Raw genomic sequence first — 16,552 nt, 5'->3', positions numbered from 1 at the left:
CTCGCTGGACATCTCGGCGATACCGGTGATTAAAAAGGCCAGTCACCTGCCGGTAATTGTCGACCCCAGCCACGCCGCCGGTCACTACTCGCTGGTACCGGCAATAGCCAGGGCGGCAGTGGCCGCCGGTGCTGATGGACTTCTCATCGAGGTGCACCCCAATCCAAAGGAAGCCCTGGTAGATGGTCTGCAATCATTGACACCGTCGGACTTCGCCAGACTGATGGACCAGTTACGAGCCGTAGCGGAGTCGGTAGGCAGGTATATCTAGTGGTAAGCGCAGCACGACTCCGGTGCAGAGCAGGATTGAAATTATCCGGTGACAGGTCTCTCGCCATTCTCAGGAGGCAAGAGAATGCCCGGTATCTTACACCGGTAACGTAGCGGGGTTGGCGGTGTGCAGTCAGCCGTCTCAGCAGGACAGAAGGAGGGTATATGATACAAGGTATCCATCACGTAGGGATTGCAGTGCAGAGTATTGACACGGTAGCAGCTTTTCTCAAGGAGATGTTCGGGGCGGAGTTCGTCGGAGAGCGTGGTCTTGAGACCCCGGAGTTCCTGTCACGCATGGTCAAGATTGGTGGCAGTCTTTTCGAGCTTCTAGAGCCGAGGGGACAGGGTGGCCTTATCGAGCGGTACATCAGCAGCCGCGGTGAAGGAATCCACCACTACAGCCTGCAGGTGGACGACCCGGAGGAGGTCTTCAAGCTTTGTGACGAGAAAGGAATGAAGGTGCTCGCACGCCGTTTCATTCATCCTAAGAGTGCCCATGGTATGCTGATTGAGATTATCGGTACCAACGAGAGGTTTTAATCGCAATACCGGTCAATTGGACGGCGAAAGATGGTATTGCTATAATTGGTGAGACCGGAGCAGGAGTTCCCGGATAAGTAGAAGCCGTTGCCTTTTCCGGGGATAAGGGCCAGGTGTCCAGGTAAGGTAAGAAAGGAGAATTATGATGAGTGAAGCCACAACCGGTAAAAAACGGCTCCCCTTGAGGCGGGCAGGGTTTATCATACCGGAGGACCCCAAGGCAGAACCATACCTTGTTGGCTGTAAGTGTGGTAACTGCGGTAAGTACTTCGCACCTCCGAGAGTCATCTGCCTCAACTGTGCGGGGCAGCAAATGGAACCGGCGGCTCTGAGTGGTAAGGGCACGGTATATAGCTATACGATTGTCCACCAGCAGCTACCCTTCTCCGTGGTTCAGGTACCGTACGCGATTGTTATCGTAGCCCTGGAAGAGGGATGCCAGACTCACGGGGTAGTCACCGGTAATCTGGATTCTGTGGCAGTGGGTGCGCCTATTGAGGTCTACTTTGAGAAGGTCAGAGAAGACGACGAAGGCAACGACCTGATAGTAAACAAGTTTCGTATTGTACAGAAGTAACAGAAGTGTTTCGGAGGAGAAGAAGGCATGAGTACTCTTGAAGCCTGGAAGAACATGAGAGAGGTTTGCATCGTCGGTATCGGGATGCACAAATTCGGCCGCTGGCCGGACAAGAGTCCGGGTGACCTGGTGCGTGAAGCTGCCCTGGCCGCATTTGAAGACGCCGGATGTACGTTCAAGGATATCGAGGTTGGTTTTAGCGGCCGGGTGCAGGCGGTCACCGGTACCGGCCAGTACGTCTTCGGTGAATTAGGCCAGTCCGGTATCCTCATCGACAACGTGGAGAAAGCCTGCGCCAGCGCCTCGACGGCCATCCGGGTAGCCACCTGGGTCGTGGGTGCCGGTCTCTACGATGTCGCCCTGTGCACAGGGGTGGAGAAGATGCAGCGGGGTCTGCTGGGAGCACCGATGAGTGAAGCCTCGGCAAGCTACTCGCAGTTGATGGGTCTGGGCATCATGCCCGGGGAGTATGCCATGAGGGCCAGACGGCACATGAGTGAGTACGGCTCCACCCGGGAGATGTATGCCCAGGTAGCGGTGAAGAGCCACAAGAACGGGGCACTGAACCCCTATGCCCAGTACCAGACACCGGTCACACTGGAAGAGGTGCTCAATGCGCGCATGATTGCCGACCCACTCACCCTGTACCAGTGTTCCCCGTCCAGTGATGGAGCGACGGCGACAGTGATATGTGCCAGAGAGGTAGCGCACCGCTTCCGTGGTAAGCCGATAACAATTGCCGGTTGGGGCAGCGGTACCCCGTCCTACAGTCCGGTGGGGATTGGTGGTGATGTTGCCGAGGGATTCATTGCCAAGGTGAGCAAGGAGGCCTACGAGAGGGCCAGCATCGGTCCCGAGGACGTTGATGTTTGCCAGGTGCACGATGCCTTCAGTGCCGGTGAGGTCTTTGCCGTGGAGGAGCTCGGGTTCTGTCCCATCGGTGAAGGCGGCCAGTTCATCTGGGAAGGCCGGGCGGACATCGGTGGTGATAAGCCGGTTAATACCGATGGCGGTCTGGAGAGTCGGGGGCATCCAATGGGAGCGACCGGTATTGCCCAGGCAATAGAGATTGTCCACCAGCTAAGGGGTGATGCCGGACCGAGGCAGATACCGGGAAACCCCACGGTAGGCCTACAGCACAACGTGGGCGTTGGCGGCTGTAATATCCTTATCTATAAGAAATAGATGGATTTGCTCCGGACCCCATGTCCCATCTGAATATAGGGGAGAATAGGCGCAGCCGACCTTACGGTCGGCTGCGTTGATACTTTACGCAAGCGTGACAGGTTGAAGGACGTACGTCTCGTAAGCTATACTTAGCTTAGATAGACTCAATTAGTGCATTTTCTCATTTTGCCCAGGAGAATGGATTGCTTAAGACTCACAATTGTGGTGAAATCCGAAAGGAGCACGTCGGGAGTAAGGTAACACTGGCCGGCTGGGTTGACCGACGTCGTGACCATGGCGGGCTTATTTTCATTGACCTGCGAGACCGTGAGGGGATTGTGCAGATTGTTTTCAATCCGGATGTGTCCCGCTCCAGCCACGAAACAGCGAACGACATGCGCAGCGAATACGTGGTGCAGGTTACCGGTGAGGTGGCATTACGTCCCGCCGGTACCGAGAACAGACAGATGCCTACTGGCGAAGTAGAGGTGATTGCCGATAGCACCGCCATTCTGAATACATCGGAGACCCCGCCGTTTTACATAAACAGGGATATCGATGTCGATGAGAACCTGCGTCTTCAATACCGCTATCTTGACCTACGCCGCAGCCGGATGTTGAAAAATCTGATTCTCCGCCACCGGGCAGTGAAGTACATGCGTGACTTCCTGGATGCACGCGGCTTCCTGGAAATCGAGACTCCGATAATGATAAAGAGCACTCCGGAAGGCGCGCGTGATTACCTGGTGCCGAGCCGGGTCCATCCGGGTAAGTTCTATGCACTACCGCAGTCGCCCCAGCAACTCAAGCAGTTGCTGATGGTGGCCGGAGTAGAAAAATACTTCCAGATAGCCAAATGCTTTCGGGATGAAGACACCCGCGCTGACCGCCAGCCGGAACATACCCAACTCGACCTTGAAATGAGCTTCGTAGAAGAGGAAGACATTCTCCAACTGATGGAAGAACTGTTTACGTCACTGGTAGAAACGGTGACTCCCGAGAAGAAGATTATCAAACCGTGGCCTCGTTTGCCTTATGAAGACGCCATGGAACGCTATGGTAGTGACAAACCTGACCTGCGCTTCGGTCTGGAACTTGGTGACCTGTCTGATATAGTAGCCGGCTCGGAGTTTGGCGTATTCCGCGATGCTGTTGCCGGAGGTGGCAGGGTAAAAGGTATCCGCGCTCCTGGATGTGGCGGGTACAGCCGGAACCAGCTTGAAGAATTAAACAAGCTGGCAAAGAATTCCGGAGCACGAGGGTTGTTGACCATATCCCTCGGCAGCGAGTCGGGTGACCTTGATTCGCTCACTATGGATATGGTGAAATCGGTCGCTGCCAGATTTCTTACCCTGGACCAGGTAAAGGAAATAGCGCGAAAACTGGGCGCGAGCAGGGGAGACCTTCTACTGATTGCCGCCGGGGATATAAAGATGGTCGGTCGTGTCCTGAGTGATTTACGACTCGAGGTGGGCCGTCGACTTAACCTTACCGACCCGGATACACTGGTGTTTGCCTTCGTGCAGAACTTTCCATTATTCAGGTGGGATGAGACTGCAGGACGCTGGGACTCGGAGCACCACCCCTTTACCGCGCCAATAGACGAGGATATCCCCCTGCTGGATACTGCGCCGGGTGAGATGCACTCCAAGCACTATGATATCGTCTGCAATGGACTGGAGCTTGCCAGCGGCAGTATCAGGATTCACCGGAGCGACATACAGCGGAAGGTGTTCCAACTGCTGGGTTATACCGACGATGAGATTGACGAACGTTTCGGACACATGCTTGAAGCATTCGGGTACGGCGCGCCTCCTCATGGTGGTATCGCCCCGGGCATTGATCGCTTTGTGATGATACTTGCTGGAGAGGAGACAATCCGGGAAGTGATTGCATTCCCCAAGAACCAGAACGCCGCAGACCTTACTCTGAATGCTCCTGCACCGGTAAGCGAAGAGCAACTGGCTGAACTGCACCTGCGGCTGCGTGAGGAATGAATCACAGCCCGGCGGAACAATGAAAGTAACCAACGAGAAGACAGAGAACAACGAGACCTATTTGACCGTCGAGATGGATTCTGCTGAGGTGGAAGAGTCCGCGGAGAACGTCTACCGCCGGCTGGTCAAGCAGGTAAATATTCCCGGTTTCCGCAAGGGAAAGGCGCCGCGCCCGATACTAGAGCGGTTTGTCGGCCAGGAACGTCTGGTCAATGACATGCTGGAAGACCTGGTACCCCGGGCTTACGAGAAGGCCATTGAGGAGCAGCAGCTTGAAGCTATTGCCCAACCGAAGATTGAAGTAATCGAAACCGACCCGGTGAAGTTTCAGGCGGTGGTGCCGCTGAAGCCGGTGGTCAGCCTGGGCGATTATCACAAGATTGAGGTCACCGAAGAGCCGGTGGAGGTAACCGAAGAGACTGTTGGTCGGGTGATCGAAGACCTGCGCCACCAGTATGCCACCTGGGAACCGGTGGAGCGTGCTGCACAGCTGGATGACCTGCTGAATCTGGACGTTGAGAGCACGATTGACGGAGAGCCGTACATCAACCAGAAGGGTGCCCGGTATCGCCTGATAGCAGATTCACAGACCCCGGCCCCGGGATTTGCCGAGCAGCTCGTGGGGATGAACAGAGGTGACGAGAAGGAGTTCAACCTCCAGTTCCCCGAAGGCTACTCGCAGAGTGAACTGGTTGGTAAAGAGGTTGTTTTTAAGGTAAGCGTTCCGGAGATAAAAGAGGAGAACCTGCCCGAGGTGACCGACGAGTTTGCCACACAGGTTGAGGCTGAGATAGGGAGCGTGGAGGAGTTGCGCAAACGGATTCGCAGCGACCTCGAGAGCAGGGCTGAAGACAGGACCAGAATGGATTTCGAGCAACGGGCAATCGAAGCTGTGGTGGAGGTAAGTGAGGTGGAGTTCCCGCCCGTGCTGGTGGAGACGGAGATTCACCGGCTGATGGAAGACCAGGCAAGGACTCTCCAGATGCAGGGACTTTCGTTTGAGCAGTACCTCAGGAGTGCCAGGAAGACGGAGGAGGAGTTGCACGAGGAGCTACGCCCGATAGCTACAAAGAGGGTGGCCGAGTCGCTTGCACTTATGAAGCTCTCGGAAGAGGAGAACATCGAGGTGGAGGGAGCGGATATCGATGCTGAGATTTCGCGGGTGACCAAGGACACTGCTGAGGACAGAAAAGAGGAACTGCAAAAGACACTGAATACACCGCAGATGCGGGAATCAATACAAGCGACACTGCTTACCCGGAAGACCGTGGAGAAACTGGTGGAAATCGTGCGGGATTCGGGGGAGACCGAGGCGTCACAGAAGGAGGAGAAATGAACACCAATCCGATGAATGTTATCCCGATGGTCATTGAGACCGGGACCAGAGGAGAACGCGCTTTTGACATATACTCGCTGCTGCTGAGAGAGCGTATCGTCATGCTCGGTATGCCGATAAACGACCAGGTAGCCAACGTGGTTATTGCTCAGCTGCTCTATCTTGAACGGGAGGACCCGGACAAGGACATCAATCTTTATATCCACTGTCCCGGCGGCATAATCAGTGCCGGACTGGCGATTTACGATACCATGCAGCTTATCCGTCCCGATGTTTCAACCATCTGTGTCGGACTGGCGGCCAGCATGGGAACCCTGTTACTCTGTTCCGGAGCCAAGGGGAAACGCTTTGCTTTACCCAATGCCACCATTCACATGCACCAGGCGGCTGGTGGTGCGCAGGGACAGGCGTCGGATATTGAGATTGCTGCCCGTGAGATAATGCGGATGCAGGAGCTGATTCGGGGTATAATAGCGAAGCACACGGGGCAGACGATGGAGAAGATAGTCCACGATACCGACCGCGATTTCTACCTCGACCCCACGCAGGCAGTCGAGTACGGGATAGTCGATGAAATCCTGACCAAGCCGAGTGAGGACAAGGACAAGGAAAAGGTCAAGGCCAAGAAATAGTCGCAGAAGGTATTGTGCCAGTCTGCCGATGGGTTTGGTCGCCCGGCAAACTTATACTTCGCGTAACTCGGTGCTTGGCAGGGTCTCCCCGGGTAAGAGTTGGTCTACTCTGTACCGAAGCTCTTCAAACTCGTGCCGGACAGCCTTAATCTCCCCCCGGTCTTCAGTGGGCTTCGCTATCTCGTAGTCACTGTCCTTACCGGTTTCACCGGCCTTACCGGGTTCACCGCCCAGTATGTCCAGCGTAATCCTGGCGTCGGCAGCAACATCGAGCACTTCCGATGCATGGCTGCTCCTCATATCGGCGCCCCGGGTACGGTAGACCTCACCCTCGACACCAATCCTGGCCCACGTCCTGACCGTCCGTGTCCGGCTCCTTACTAACGGAATTCCGAGTGGAATCAGTAGTATCGTCACGCAGAGCAGGGTGCCCACCAGAATACGGAGGAACCAGAACGAAGACAGCCTCTGACGGTCCTTGTGGCCAACGAGCCAGTCACTAAAGGTGGCCGTGCCCTCAATGGGACTCTCGGCAAGTATCAGTTCATGGTATTCATGTGCAAAGCCGCTGTCCTCCAGAAAATCATGGAGAGACCGCCACAGCTTCCTCGGGGAGCCGGTCCGTACATCCCATCTACCGGAGAATGGGGCCCTTATTCGCTCGGACATGATATTCTCCTTGCCGTGCCCGCTGGCATGGTCAGGTTATGCACCTGTCAGCCGCTATTCCCGGCTATAAGCTCGTTAATCTCGGAGGTCAGGTCATAGCCGTCGATAACATTGCCTTCGGCGTCCGTGATTTCCCGGTCTGGGTCTATCTTCACCATGCCCTGGCTGAATGCCCGGATGGTGGACAGTACCAGTGGGACCTCACGGATAACCCCGTTCTGCCGTATGAGTTTGAATAAGGGGTTGTTCTCACCCTGCGTAGCGCGTGCCTCGTCGAGGGAGCGCTGCCTGATATCCCGCCAGTGTTCGTTGAAGGCGCCGCCCTTTATCGGGAACTTGCAGTATGTCACCACCGGTCCTTCGTCCAGTTCGGGAATAGCCAGGTGCATCATGGCCCCGGTCTCATCGGCATCGGTCTCGATGAGCTTCCAGATAACGTCCTGCCACATCAGGCCGAGAGGTCCGTCTGGAGCTGCCGGGTGAAGGTTGATTATGTTATACTTGCGGGCCATTTCTTTACCGAGGATAAGCAGGTAACCGGCCAGCACACAAAGGTCGGGTAGGAAGTCCTTCAGGCGGGCCATACTCTCTTTATCGTAGTCGAGTCGCCACTGTGGCATCGGCGACCCCGGTGGTGGAGTGCGCTCGCCCCTGGCACGGCGGTACTTCTGGTAGGAGAAACAGACCAGGGGAATCCCGTAGTCCTCGACCATCTGGAGAAACTGGTCGGTAGGTTCGGTCTCACCACGCTCACGGCTGCAGAAGACGAACTCTATCTCTGCTTCGAGTTCACCTGAAGTTATTGCAGACTGTGCAGCCCGGAGAAGCCCCTTAGAACCTTCGCCTCTGCCCGTGGAGAACCAGCCCAGCTTGTACATTTCCGTCCTCCTTCGAAATACCCTTGTAAGGAGGCTCTCTGTAGAGAAGCCTGTTCTTAGAAGGCCCTCATGAGCTTAGCCCAGAGGGTGCGGAAGTGGACGAGGGGATTTGACCGGAATCCTCTTATCTTGCCTTTTGCCAGTGCCTGGAGGCACCCTTCCTTGTCACTGAATTCGGGCATTTCCACATATGCGTTGCCTATCTCTGCCGGGGAATGAGCATCGCTGCCGGCAGATTTAACAATACCATGTCTGTCGGCAAATGTTGTTGCCTTTGTTGTCGGCCAGGGAAAAGGGCATCTGGCGTTGAAGGCTTCGATAATGTCTATCTCACCCACAAGCTCTTCGACTTCTCTCTGGTTCATTCTCAGACCACGAAAGGTATCGAATGGGTGCGGTATGCAGACCAGGGCATCCTGCGCACGGATGCGCTCTATTGCCTCTATGGCCGATTTGCAGGTGGGTATGGTCTGCTTGAGAAAGACGCCCATTATCTCACCCTGTGGGGTCAGAATCTCCTCGGCAACCAGCACTGTAAAGGGGGCTAGCTCCTGCATCTTCAGTGCCCCCTCGATGGTGCCGTGGTCGGCAATGGCGATGCAGTTTATGCCCAGTTCATTACAGCGAGTGATGATACTCTCCAGCGGTGTATTGCAGTCCATGGAATACCTTGTGTGAATATGCAGGTCAGCTTTAAACAACTCAAGCAGCCCTTTCCAGATAGACCCCCGTTCGGGTGTCTACCTTGATAACATCTCCCTGATTGATAAATAGAGGTACCTGGACGATGATACCTGTCTCCAGTGTGGCGGGCTTGGTGCCCGAGGTTGCGGTATCTCCCTTGAAGCCGGGGTCGGTAGCTGCTACCTCAAGCTCAATCGTAATCGGCAATTCGACACCAATCACCTCTCCTTTGTAGTTGGACATCTGGAGCGACATACCCTCCTTCATGTAGTTGATGGCATCACCAAGCTGGTCGGTACCAAGGGAGATCTGCTCATAGTTCTCCTGGTCCATGAAGTAGTGGATGTCCCCGTCCCGGTACAGGTATTGCATTTCCCGAAGTTCGATGCGTGCCCGGACCAGTTTATCGTTCGACTGAAAAGACCGTTCAAAGGTATGTCCACCCTGGACATCACGTAATTTCACTTTTGCCAGGGCGGTCCGCTTCTGCTTGATGTGCTGGTAGTCCATTACCTGGTAGAGCTTTCCGTCCAGTTCAATAACTATGCCCTTTCTCAATTCGGAACCGCTTATCATATCAGACTTTGACCTCCGGTCATGTTCAGTTTTATTGCCCTGGAAAGCAGCCTTGCCTTACCGTTTTCCATGACTGCCAGATCTTCAATCCTCACCCCTCCCCAGCCGGTGAGATAGATTCCGGGTTCAATGCTGAAGACCATGTTCGCTCCCAGTGCATCGGTGGCGTTCGAACCGAGACGTGGCTCCTCGTGTGCTGCCAGCCCGACACCGTGACCGAGGGAGTGCCCGAATGCTTCGCCATATCCTGCCTGCTCGATTACCTTGCGAGCAAGGCTGTCCGCTTCGTGGCCACTGATGCCTTCCCGGATGCCCTCGATTGCCACCAGTTGGGCTTCCAGAACGGTATTGTAGACCCGTCTGAAAGTATCATCCGGCGTGCCCAGGCAGAGTGTACGGCTGAGGTCGCTGCAATAGCCGCCGACTCTGGCCCCCATGTCGATGACTATCGGTTCACCTGCCTGAATCCGGCGGTCGGAAGGGTGGTGGTGGGGCAGGGCGGCATTGGGGCCGGAAGCGACAATGATATCGAACGGCATTCCTTCGCTGCCGGACTCCCGCATGGACTTCTCCAGTTCCCAGGCGACCTCCTTCTCCGTTATCCCCGGTTGTATTCTGTTCGCAACCTGTTCAAGGGCGCTATCGGATATTGCAGCGGCTTGAGATATTGTATCAATCTCGGCGGGTTCCTTGGTAGCCCGTAGCGATTCCACCATTCCATCAACAGGGGTAAGGTCAAGGTTTGGGTTGGTCTCGGCCAGCACTTCAGTCAGTTGTCGGTGCAGGACGAAGCTGACATCCCCGGCCTCAAAACCGAGCTTGCCGGAGTCCACTCCGGCAACAAGTCCGGGAAGCCAGGCGGATATCGGACCGGTTATCTGGAAGATGCTGAAGTCAGGCGCTTGCCTTTCCGCCTGCTCCGTGTAACGGAAGTCGGTGGCCAGGGTTGCGCCGCCGGCAGTGACCAGCAGGTAGCCCGCCGAGCCATCGAATCCTGACAGGTAGAACCGGTTCTCCGGCTGCGAGACAAGAATGGCAACAAGCTCCTGCCTGGCAAGGTCCCGGCGAAGGTTAGTTAATCTGCTGTTCAACCTGTTCATCCTCTTTTTGAGCTTCCGCCATAGGGTGGGCCGAGAGATATACTTTTCGGGCCTGACTCTTGCTAACTTGAGTGTATATCTGTGTAGAAGAAAGGTCGGCGTGTCCCAGAAGCTCCTGGACTACCCTGAGGTTGGCACCGCCATCCAGCATATGGGTGGCGAAGGTATGACGCAGTATGTGGGGGTGTATTCTCCGGCCAATTCCGGCGGTACGGCTATACTTCTCCAGTATCTTCTGTACCATTCTTTCAATAAGCCGTTCTCCTCGGAGGCCCAGGAACAGGGCGTTTCCGCTCTTCTCGCCTAGAAGCTCCGGCCTGCCGTAGTCAAGGTAAGCCGTAAGCGCTCGGGCAGCCGGTTCTCCAATGAGTACCATGCGGTCCTTGGTGCCCTTACCACGATGGACCTGTATTTCATTCGTGTCAAAGTCGACCTGTTCGCGGTCAAGGTTTACCACCTCACTGACCCGGAGCCCCGAGGCATAGAGTAGCTCCAGCAAGGCACGGTCGCGCAGACCCTCTGCCTTTGACAGGTCCGGTGTTTCCAGGAGCCGTACTACCTCCTCGACAGATAGGACCGAGGGCAGGTACTGGTCACGCTTGGACGAGATAATCATCTCAGCAGGATTTGACGGGAGAATTTCCTCCCGTACAAGGTACTTGAAGAAAGATTTTATTGCCGATAGTCTCCGGTTAATACTGTTCCTGACAACACCCTGCTCCATCAACCAGCCGAGGTAATCGCGAATGACCTGTCTGTCAACCTGGTCCAGTGTATCCACATTCTTCAGCCTGAGAAACTGGAAGAAGCCTTTCTGTCCTTTCTCGGTGGTGCCGCCGAGCAGGTCGGTTGCATAATTGCGCACCGTATACCGGGAGGCGTTCTTCTCCGCGGTCAGGTAGTTGATGTATCGGTCAAAGACTTGTTGCATGTATCCGGTCCTGCGGCAACTTTTCCCTGTGCCCGCACTTGGTGCATTTTGCCTCGGTATTCCTGTATTCGGTCATGATGGAACCGCATTGCGGACATGGCGTGGGGAGTGGTTGAGCAAATATGGCGAAGTCACATTTCGGGTAATTGGAGCAACCGTAGAATGTGCGCCCCTTCTTGCTTCTTCTCTCCACCAGGTCACCGCCGCACTTGGGGCACTCAACCCCGGTCTTTTTTTGATAGGACTTGGTATATTTGCAGTCGGGGTAACCGGTGCAGGCCAGGAACTTCCCGAAACGACCGGTCTTCACCGCCAGTGGTTTGTCGCATTTAGGGCAGGTCTCCTCGGTCAACTCTACGGGAAGCTCCACCCGCTCCATGGCCTGAGAGGCATTGATGAGACTTTTTTCGAAGGGGGTATAGAATTCCTGGACGACATCTACCCAGTTGCCTTTGTCGCTGGCTATTTCGTCGAGTTCGTCCTCCATGCGGGCGGTGAACTCAATGTCAACGATATCCGGGAAATGCTTGCTTACGAGGTCACTCACTATTATACCCAGTTCGGTGGGCTGGAGTACCCCCCTGGTCCTGGTAACATACTCGCGTGTCTGGATGGTGGAGAGTGTGGGAGCGTAGGTACTGGGGCGCCCGATGCCGTACTGCTCCATCATCTTGATAAGGCTGGCCTCGGTGAAACGCGGTGGCGGCTGTGTGAAGTGCTGTTCCGGGAACAGCCCGAGCAGGTCCAGCGCATCCCCCTTTTTCAGGGTGAGCAGGGGAGAACTGGCCACAGGTTCCTCTTCGTCACTGTCTTTCTCCTCGGTATAGAGAACGGTAAAGCCGGCAAAACGGTTCACCGAACAGGAAGCCCGCATTAGATAGTTCGTCCGTTGCTCGCGACAATCGGCCTGTATATCAACCGTGGTACTGTCGTAGACCGCTGTTGCCATCTGGCTGGCGACCATCCTTTTCCAGATAAGGTCATATAGTTTGAACTGGTTGCTGGTGAGGTACTGCTTGACCTGGGAAGGCTCCCGGTGAATCCTGGTGGGACGGATTGCCTCGTGTGCCTCCTGCGCTCCCTTGACCTTTCGAGAGAAGGAGCGGGCGTGCGGCGGAAGAAAGTCAGCACCATATCGACTGCTGATGAATTCCCTGGTCTCGACCACCGCCGGACGGGCTACCTGGATGGAGTCGGTGCGCATGTACGTTATCAGCCCCACGCTTCCCTCGTCACCAATCGGGAGACCTTCGTAGAGCTGCTGTGCCAGAGCCATTGTCTGCTTGGCGCTGTATCTCAGTTTGTGGTAGGCCTCCTGCTGGAGCGTACTGGTTATGAAGGGAGGTGCCGGCTGGCGATTCACCTTTCTGGACTTTGTCTTGTAGACGCAGTAGTCACTCTGTTCAAGTTGGGAGCCGAGTTTATCGGCTTCGTCCTTGGTGTGGATGTCCAGTTTGGTGCCATCCAGAAGGCCCACCAGTGAAGACCGAAAGACGTTCTCCTTCTTAGCTTTGCCGTTGCTTCGGTGCAGTTCAGCTTCAATGCTCCAGTATTCTACCGGGTCGAAGTTCTCAATCTCCCGTTCCCGGTCAACTATCATTCGTAGTGCCACCGATTGCACCCTGCCGGCTGACAGGCCACGCCTGACCGTTTTCCAGAGTAACGGGCTTATCTTGTAGCCTACCAGACGGTCCATGATGCGCCTGGCCTGCTGGGCGTTTACCAGGTGTATGTCAATCTTGCGGGGATGCTTGAAGGCCTGCTTGATAGCGTCTTCTGTGATTTCGTGAAAGACAACGCGGTGTAAGGGTTTATTATTCGACTGTATAACTGAAGCCAGGTGCCAGGATATGGCCTCACCTTCGCGGTCGGGGTCGGTAGCCAGATACACCGTAGATGCCTTCTTAGTGGCATCCTTGAGCTCCTTTACCGTCTTGCTCTTGTCCCGGGGCACCACGTACTTCGGCTCGAAGCCGTTTTCCACATCTACTCCCAGGCGGCTCTTAGGCAGGTCCCGGATATGACCCAGGGACGCCTTTAGCTCATAGTCGCTGCCCAGTATCCTGCCCAGGGTCCTGGCCTTGGCCGGCGATTCTACGATGACCAGATTTATCTTCTTCTGTTTACTCAACTTTTATCCTGTATTCCTGTCTTGCTTCCCGAGCAAGGACATATTTCATACTTCCTATTGTCCTGACCAGACCCTTCAACTCCATCATCGCCAGGGTGCTGCTGACCGTTGAAACAGGCAGACCGCTGGCACGGCAGACCTCGTCAACATGTGTGGGCTCGGTGGACAGTTGCTTGAGAAGGAGCGACTCGGTATCCGATTCCGGCAGGACCTCTTTCATCTCAATCTGCTGGGCAACCGCCCCGAGGTTCAGTTCCTCAAGTATGTCCCGGTAGTCGCGGACCAGCTTGGCACCCTCCTGGATGAGGCGGTTGGTGCCCCGGCTGGCCGGAGAAAGAATGCTACCGGGGACAGCCAGGACCTCCCTGTTCTGCTCCAGTGCCATGTTGGCGGTGATGAGGGCACCACTGGTCGTTCCCGCCTCGACGACGAGGACACCGAGACTAATACCACTTATAATCCGGTTGCGACGCGGGAAATACTCCGGCTTTGGCCGTGTGCCCAGCGGGAACTCGCTGATGAGTGCACCCTGCTGTACGATTCGTCGGGCCAGGCTGGTGTTCTCAATGGGGTACACAATATCCAGTCCGTGAGCAAAGACGGCGATACTTCTACCACCGGCATCAAGGGCGCTGCGGTGTGCTATGGAATCTATCCCCTTGGCAAGACCGCTGGCAACGGTAATGCGGCTCCCGGCCAGGTCAGCCACAATCTCCTCGGTCACCTGTCTCCCGTATGCACTCGCCCGCCGGGTACCGACAACCGCCAGGCACCACTCGTCCTCGGGGAGCAGGGAGCCACGGATATAGAGTACCGGGGGATGGTCATGGATTTCCTTCAAACGAGAAGGATAGAGTGCATCGTGCCAGGTAAGCGCCTGTACCCCGTACCGCTCCAGCTTCTCCATCTCCGCTTCCAGGTCCACTCTTGGGCGCCAGGACACGATGGCACGCACCACGTTCTTGTCAAGTCCGGCCCGGATAAACTCGTCGGGTCCCGCTTTCCAGGCATCTTCCAGGTTGCCAAAGTGGGTCTCCAGCCGGTTGAGCCGGACACGACCGATACTGGGGATGAAGCTGAAGCCTATCCAGTACTTGATATCTTTATTGCTGATTTCCAAAGCATAATTATTCTAGCACAGGGGGTAAGTGACGGCAATTAAGATGCGCCGCGTGATGGTACGTCACGCGCAACCGGTCGGCATATTGTCGACCGACATGGTCAGGGTGCTGACCAAGCCTAGTCCTGGCTTCTCCGCATGAACAACGCACAAATGATTGTGACCGCCACCATCGTTGCCGCGACTGCACTGTAACCGGTCTGGAAGCCAAAATTGTCGAAAAGGTAGCCCATAACCGGCATGATGAGTCCGGGTCCTCCGCGGCTGGCAAAGTAGTAGAAGCCCAGTACCGTAGAGCGATTACGCTCCGAGGTGTGGGCGATAATGTAGGACTCCGAGACCGGCATACCGATGTACTGGCAGGTGCCCATCAGCAGCAGCACCAGCGACAGACCCCAGCCAAAGGACACATAGTTGAGCAGGTAGATAGCCGGTCCGGCAAGCAGGCTCACTGTCAGCATGACCGGCAATTTACCGAGTCGGTCCGAGAGGTAGCCGCCCAGGGGACCGGCCACGAGTCCGGCGAAATGGGCCACAGCCAGCAGACCGGCGGCGGCTTCGTTGCTGGAGCCCAGGCGGTCCACAGCATAGACTGGAACGAAAGACACCGACGAGAACAGCAGCACCTGGAGAACTACGCCAAGTGCAGTGAATGGTAGCAGGCGTCGCATACGACCTTCAGCAGAGGATGTTTCCATGGAGTTGTCGGTCGCCTCTGGTTGTGGTCGGCCCGTGTATCCCCGCCTGCCCAGGAGCACGTATAGTACGATGCCGAAAATAAGTGTGGGAATGGAAAGCGAAATGAAGGTGCCACGCCAGCCGATGGCACCGGCAATACCGGCGGCGATAAGCGGGGTCAGGAAGAAACTGGCTGTGCCTCCTATCTGGTGGATGCCCAGGGCACTGCCGCGATGTTTCTCGTCAACCGATGCTGATACCAGAGGTGAGGCGGCGGGATGGTAGCCGCCTCCGGTCAGCCCCAGCAGTACCAGGCCGATGGATATAAACACGTAGGTCGGTGAGAAACCGGTAAGCAGACCAGCGACAGCCACACCGGAGATGCCCACCACAATCAGGTTACGGGGACCGATACGGTCAGCCAGCCAGCCTCCGGGCAACTGGCCGATGCCGTAGGGTAGGTTATAGGCTGAACCCAGAAACCCAAGTTGCATCTTGGTGAGAACGAAATCGTCCCGAATGAAGGGCAGAAGCGGGGTCAGCAGCGCCCCCACAACGTGATGACTGAAATGTGCCAGCACGAAGAGGGGCACCAGGCCCGTGAAGAACGAGCGGAGACGGGGCCCCAGCCGGGAAAGGAATGAACGATTGTCAGTGTTCTCTATCGCGGGTATCCTTTCAGAACAGTTCCATAGGCTGGCGGAGAGGGTGGGATTCGAACCCACGGTAGCACGAAGCTACACGCGCTCTCCAGGCGCGCCTGATAGGCCACTCCAGCACCTCTCCTCGACCGAAAGCCCAACACGTAATCGCTCTGCCGACACCATGGCGGAGAGGGTGGGATTCGAACCCACGCTGCGCTTGCGCACAGACCGCTTTTCGAGAGCGGCACCATGAACCACTCGGACACCTCTCCGTGCCTCATTTTGAGACTGGTAAGCCCTATTTGGAACCCCGTCTTGCCGGTCTCCCCACCATTTAGCTAACGGATAGCTAACGGACGGTGTTCTGGGCTGTATTGCTGACAATCCCATCATAGTGCCTGCCTAGCGCCTCGTCAAATTTCTCGGCTGCTGCTGCCTGTATTCCCGGGGCGACGTGGCTGTACGTGTCCAGTGTCACGGCGATGGTAGAGTGTCCGAGCCGTTCTTGGACAACCTTTGGGTGGATGCCTTGTTTCAGCATCAGACTAGCGTGGGTGTGGCGTGCATCATGGAAGCGAATCGGCGGTAGCCCACATGCCTTTGCCATGTTTCCCCAGGC

17 protein-coding genes and 2 tRNA genes are annotated in these 16,552 nt (G+C 56.0%); 7 read left to right on the top strand and 12 right to left on the bottom strand.

The annotated features are described in order from the left end of the window. The 7 genes from VMW13_07025 to VMW13_06995 form a co-directional block, all read left to right on the top strand. A partial coding sequence (locus VMW13_07025) for a 3-deoxy-7-phosphoheptulonate synthase (protein ID HUV44564.1) occupies window positions 1-271 on the top strand: 271 nt, incomplete at its 5' end. A 164-nt stretch (window positions 272-435) separates the two neighbouring features. Next, entirely contained in the window at window positions 436-813 is a 378-nt protein-coding gene (locus VMW13_07020) for a VOC family protein (protein ID HUV44563.1), read from the top strand. A gap of 142 nt (window positions 814-955) precedes the next feature. After that, window positions 956-1,390, top strand: coding sequence for an OB-fold domain-containing protein (locus VMW13_07015; protein ID HUV44562.1), 435 nt, complete (start codon window positions 956-958; stop codon window positions 1,388-1,390). A 27-nt stretch (window positions 1,391-1,417) separates the two neighbouring features. Then, entirely contained in the window at window positions 1,418-2,575 is a 1,158-nt protein-coding gene (locus VMW13_07010) for a thiolase family protein (GenBank protein HUV44561.1), read from the top strand. Between the two features lie 185 nt (window positions 2,576-2,760). Beyond that, complete coding sequence (gene aspS, locus VMW13_07005) at window positions 2,761-4,554, top strand: aspartate--tRNA ligase (GenBank protein HUV44560.1); 1,794 nt, start codon at window positions 2,761-2,763, stop codon at window positions 4,552-4,554. 19 nt (window positions 4,555-4,573) lie between these two features. Next, window positions 4,574-5,890 carry a trigger factor gene (gene tig, locus VMW13_07000; GenBank protein ID HUV44559.1) on the top strand — a complete coding sequence of 439 codons (1,317 nt, stop codon included), beginning with the start codon at window positions 4,574-4,576 and terminating at the stop codon, window positions 5,888-5,890. Further along, the gene (locus tag VMW13_06995) at window positions 5,887-6,522 is read left to right on the top strand and encodes an ATP-dependent Clp protease proteolytic subunit (protein ID HUV44558.1); all 636 of its coding nucleotides are present in this window, start codon (window positions 5,887-5,889) and stop codon (window positions 6,520-6,522) included. The genes tig and VMW13_06995 overlap by 4 nt, the downstream gene beginning before the upstream one ends. Before the next feature lie 51 nt (window positions 6,523-6,573). On the opposite strand, the gene VMW13_06990 is transcribed toward VMW13_06995, so the two are convergent. From VMW13_06990 to VMW13_06935, 12 genes are all read right to left on the bottom strand, one after another. Then, a complete protein-coding gene (locus VMW13_06990) occupies window positions 6,574-7,191 on the bottom strand; it encodes a hypothetical protein (GenBank protein ID HUV44557.1) in 618 nt (205 codons plus the stop codon). A 47-nt stretch (window positions 7,192-7,238) separates the two neighbouring features. Then, window positions 7,239-8,069: a formyltransferase family protein gene (locus VMW13_06985; GenBank protein HUV44556.1), complete on the bottom strand. Its 831-nt coding sequence runs from the start codon at window positions 8,067-8,069 to the stop codon at window positions 7,239-7,241. A gap of 56 nt (window positions 8,070-8,125) precedes the next feature. Then, window positions 8,126-8,770 carry a PHP domain-containing protein gene (locus VMW13_06980; protein ID HUV44555.1) on the bottom strand — a complete coding sequence of 215 codons (645 nt, stop codon included), beginning with the start codon at window positions 8,768-8,770 and terminating at the stop codon, window positions 8,126-8,128. Between the two features lies 1 nt (window position 8,771). Continuing rightward, window positions 8,772-9,329: an elongation factor P gene (gene efp / locus VMW13_06975; protein HUV44554.1), complete on the bottom strand. Its 558-nt coding sequence runs from the start codon at window positions 9,327-9,329 to the stop codon at window positions 8,772-8,774. Beyond that, on the bottom strand, window positions 9,326-10,420 hold the full coding sequence (locus VMW13_06970) for an aminopeptidase P family protein (GenBank protein ID HUV44553.1): 1,095 nt from the start codon (window positions 10,418-10,420) through the stop codon (window positions 9,326-9,328). The genes efp and VMW13_06970 overlap by 4 nt, the downstream gene beginning before the upstream one ends. Continuing rightward, window positions 10,401-11,360, bottom strand: a complete 960-nt coding sequence (xerA, locus tag VMW13_06965; protein HUV44552.1) for a site-specific tyrosine recombinase/integron integrase — start codon at window positions 11,358-11,360, stop codon at window positions 10,401-10,403. Before xerA ends, VMW13_06970 begins: the two co-directional genes overlap by 20 nt. Then, a complete protein-coding gene (topA, locus tag VMW13_06960; GenBank protein ID HUV44551.1) occupies window positions 11,344-13,491 on the bottom strand; it encodes a type I DNA topoisomerase in 2,148 nt (715 codons plus the stop codon). The genes xerA and topA overlap by 17 nt, the downstream gene beginning before the upstream one ends. Continuing rightward, window positions 13,484-14,611 carry a DNA-processing protein DprA gene (gene dprA / locus VMW13_06955; GenBank protein ID HUV44550.1) on the bottom strand — a complete coding sequence of 376 codons (1,128 nt, stop codon included), beginning with the start codon at window positions 14,609-14,611 and terminating at the stop codon, window positions 13,484-13,486. The genes topA and dprA overlap by 8 nt, the downstream gene beginning before the upstream one ends. Before the next feature lie 119 nt (window positions 14,612-14,730). Then, on the bottom strand, window positions 14,731-15,870 hold the full coding sequence (locus tag VMW13_06950) for an MFS transporter (protein HUV44549.1): 1,140 nt from the start codon (window positions 15,868-15,870) through the stop codon (window positions 14,731-14,733). A gap of 116 nt (window positions 15,871-15,986) precedes the next feature. Continuing rightward, window positions 15,987-16,075, bottom strand: a tRNA-Ser gene (locus VMW13_06945). A gap of 40 nt (window positions 16,076-16,115) precedes the next feature. Further along, window positions 16,116-16,205 (bottom strand) — tRNA-Ser (locus tag VMW13_06940). 77 nt (window positions 16,206-16,282) lie between these two features. Then, the coding region (locus VMW13_06935; protein HUV44548.1) for a site-specific integrase at window positions 16,283-16,552 on the bottom strand (270 nt) is incomplete at its 5' end.

This window comes from Dehalococcoidales bacterium (assembly GCA_035529395.1).
In the GTDB taxonomy this organism is placed as follows: domain Bacteria; phylum Chloroflexota; class Dehalococcoidia; order Dehalococcoidales; family Fen-1064; genus DUES01.
Note: the sequence above shows the minus strand (reverse complement) of the source record. Positions and strands in the feature narration are given on the sequence as shown.

Bases quoted from the DNA above. Each gene is read 5' to 3' on its own strand.
- VMW13_06985 (HUV44556.1), bottom strand. From the start codon at position 8,069: ATGTACAAGCTGGGCTGGTTCTCCACGGGCAGAGGCGAAGGTTCTAAG.
- efp (HUV44554.1), bottom strand. From the start codon at position 9,329: ATGATAAGCGGTTCCGAATTGAGAAAGGGCATAGTTATTGAACTGGAC.
- VMW13_06995 (HUV44558.1), top strand. From the start codon at position 5,887: ATGAACACCAATCCGATGAATGTTATCCCGATGGTCATTGAGACCGGG.
- VMW13_07020 (HUV44563.1), top strand. From the start codon at position 436: ATGATACAAGGTATCCATCACGTAGGGATTGCAGTGCAGAGTATTGAC.
- VMW13_06990 (HUV44557.1), bottom strand. From the start codon at position 7,191: ATGTCCGAGCGAATAAGGGCCCCATTCTCCGGTAGATGGGATGTACGG.
- VMW13_07010 (HUV44561.1), top strand. From the start codon at position 1,418: ATGAGTACTCTTGAAGCCTGGAAGAACATGAGAGAGGTTTGCATCGTC.
- VMW13_07015 (HUV44562.1), top strand. From the start codon at position 956: ATGATGAGTGAAGCCACAACCGGTAAAAAACGGCTCCCCTTGAGGCGG.
- xerA (HUV44552.1), bottom strand. From the start codon at position 11,360: ATGCAACAAGTCTTTGACCGATACATCAACTACCTGACCGCGGAGAAG.
- tig (HUV44559.1), top strand. From the start codon at position 4,574: ATGAAAGTAACCAACGAGAAGACAGAGAACAACGAGACCTATTTGACC.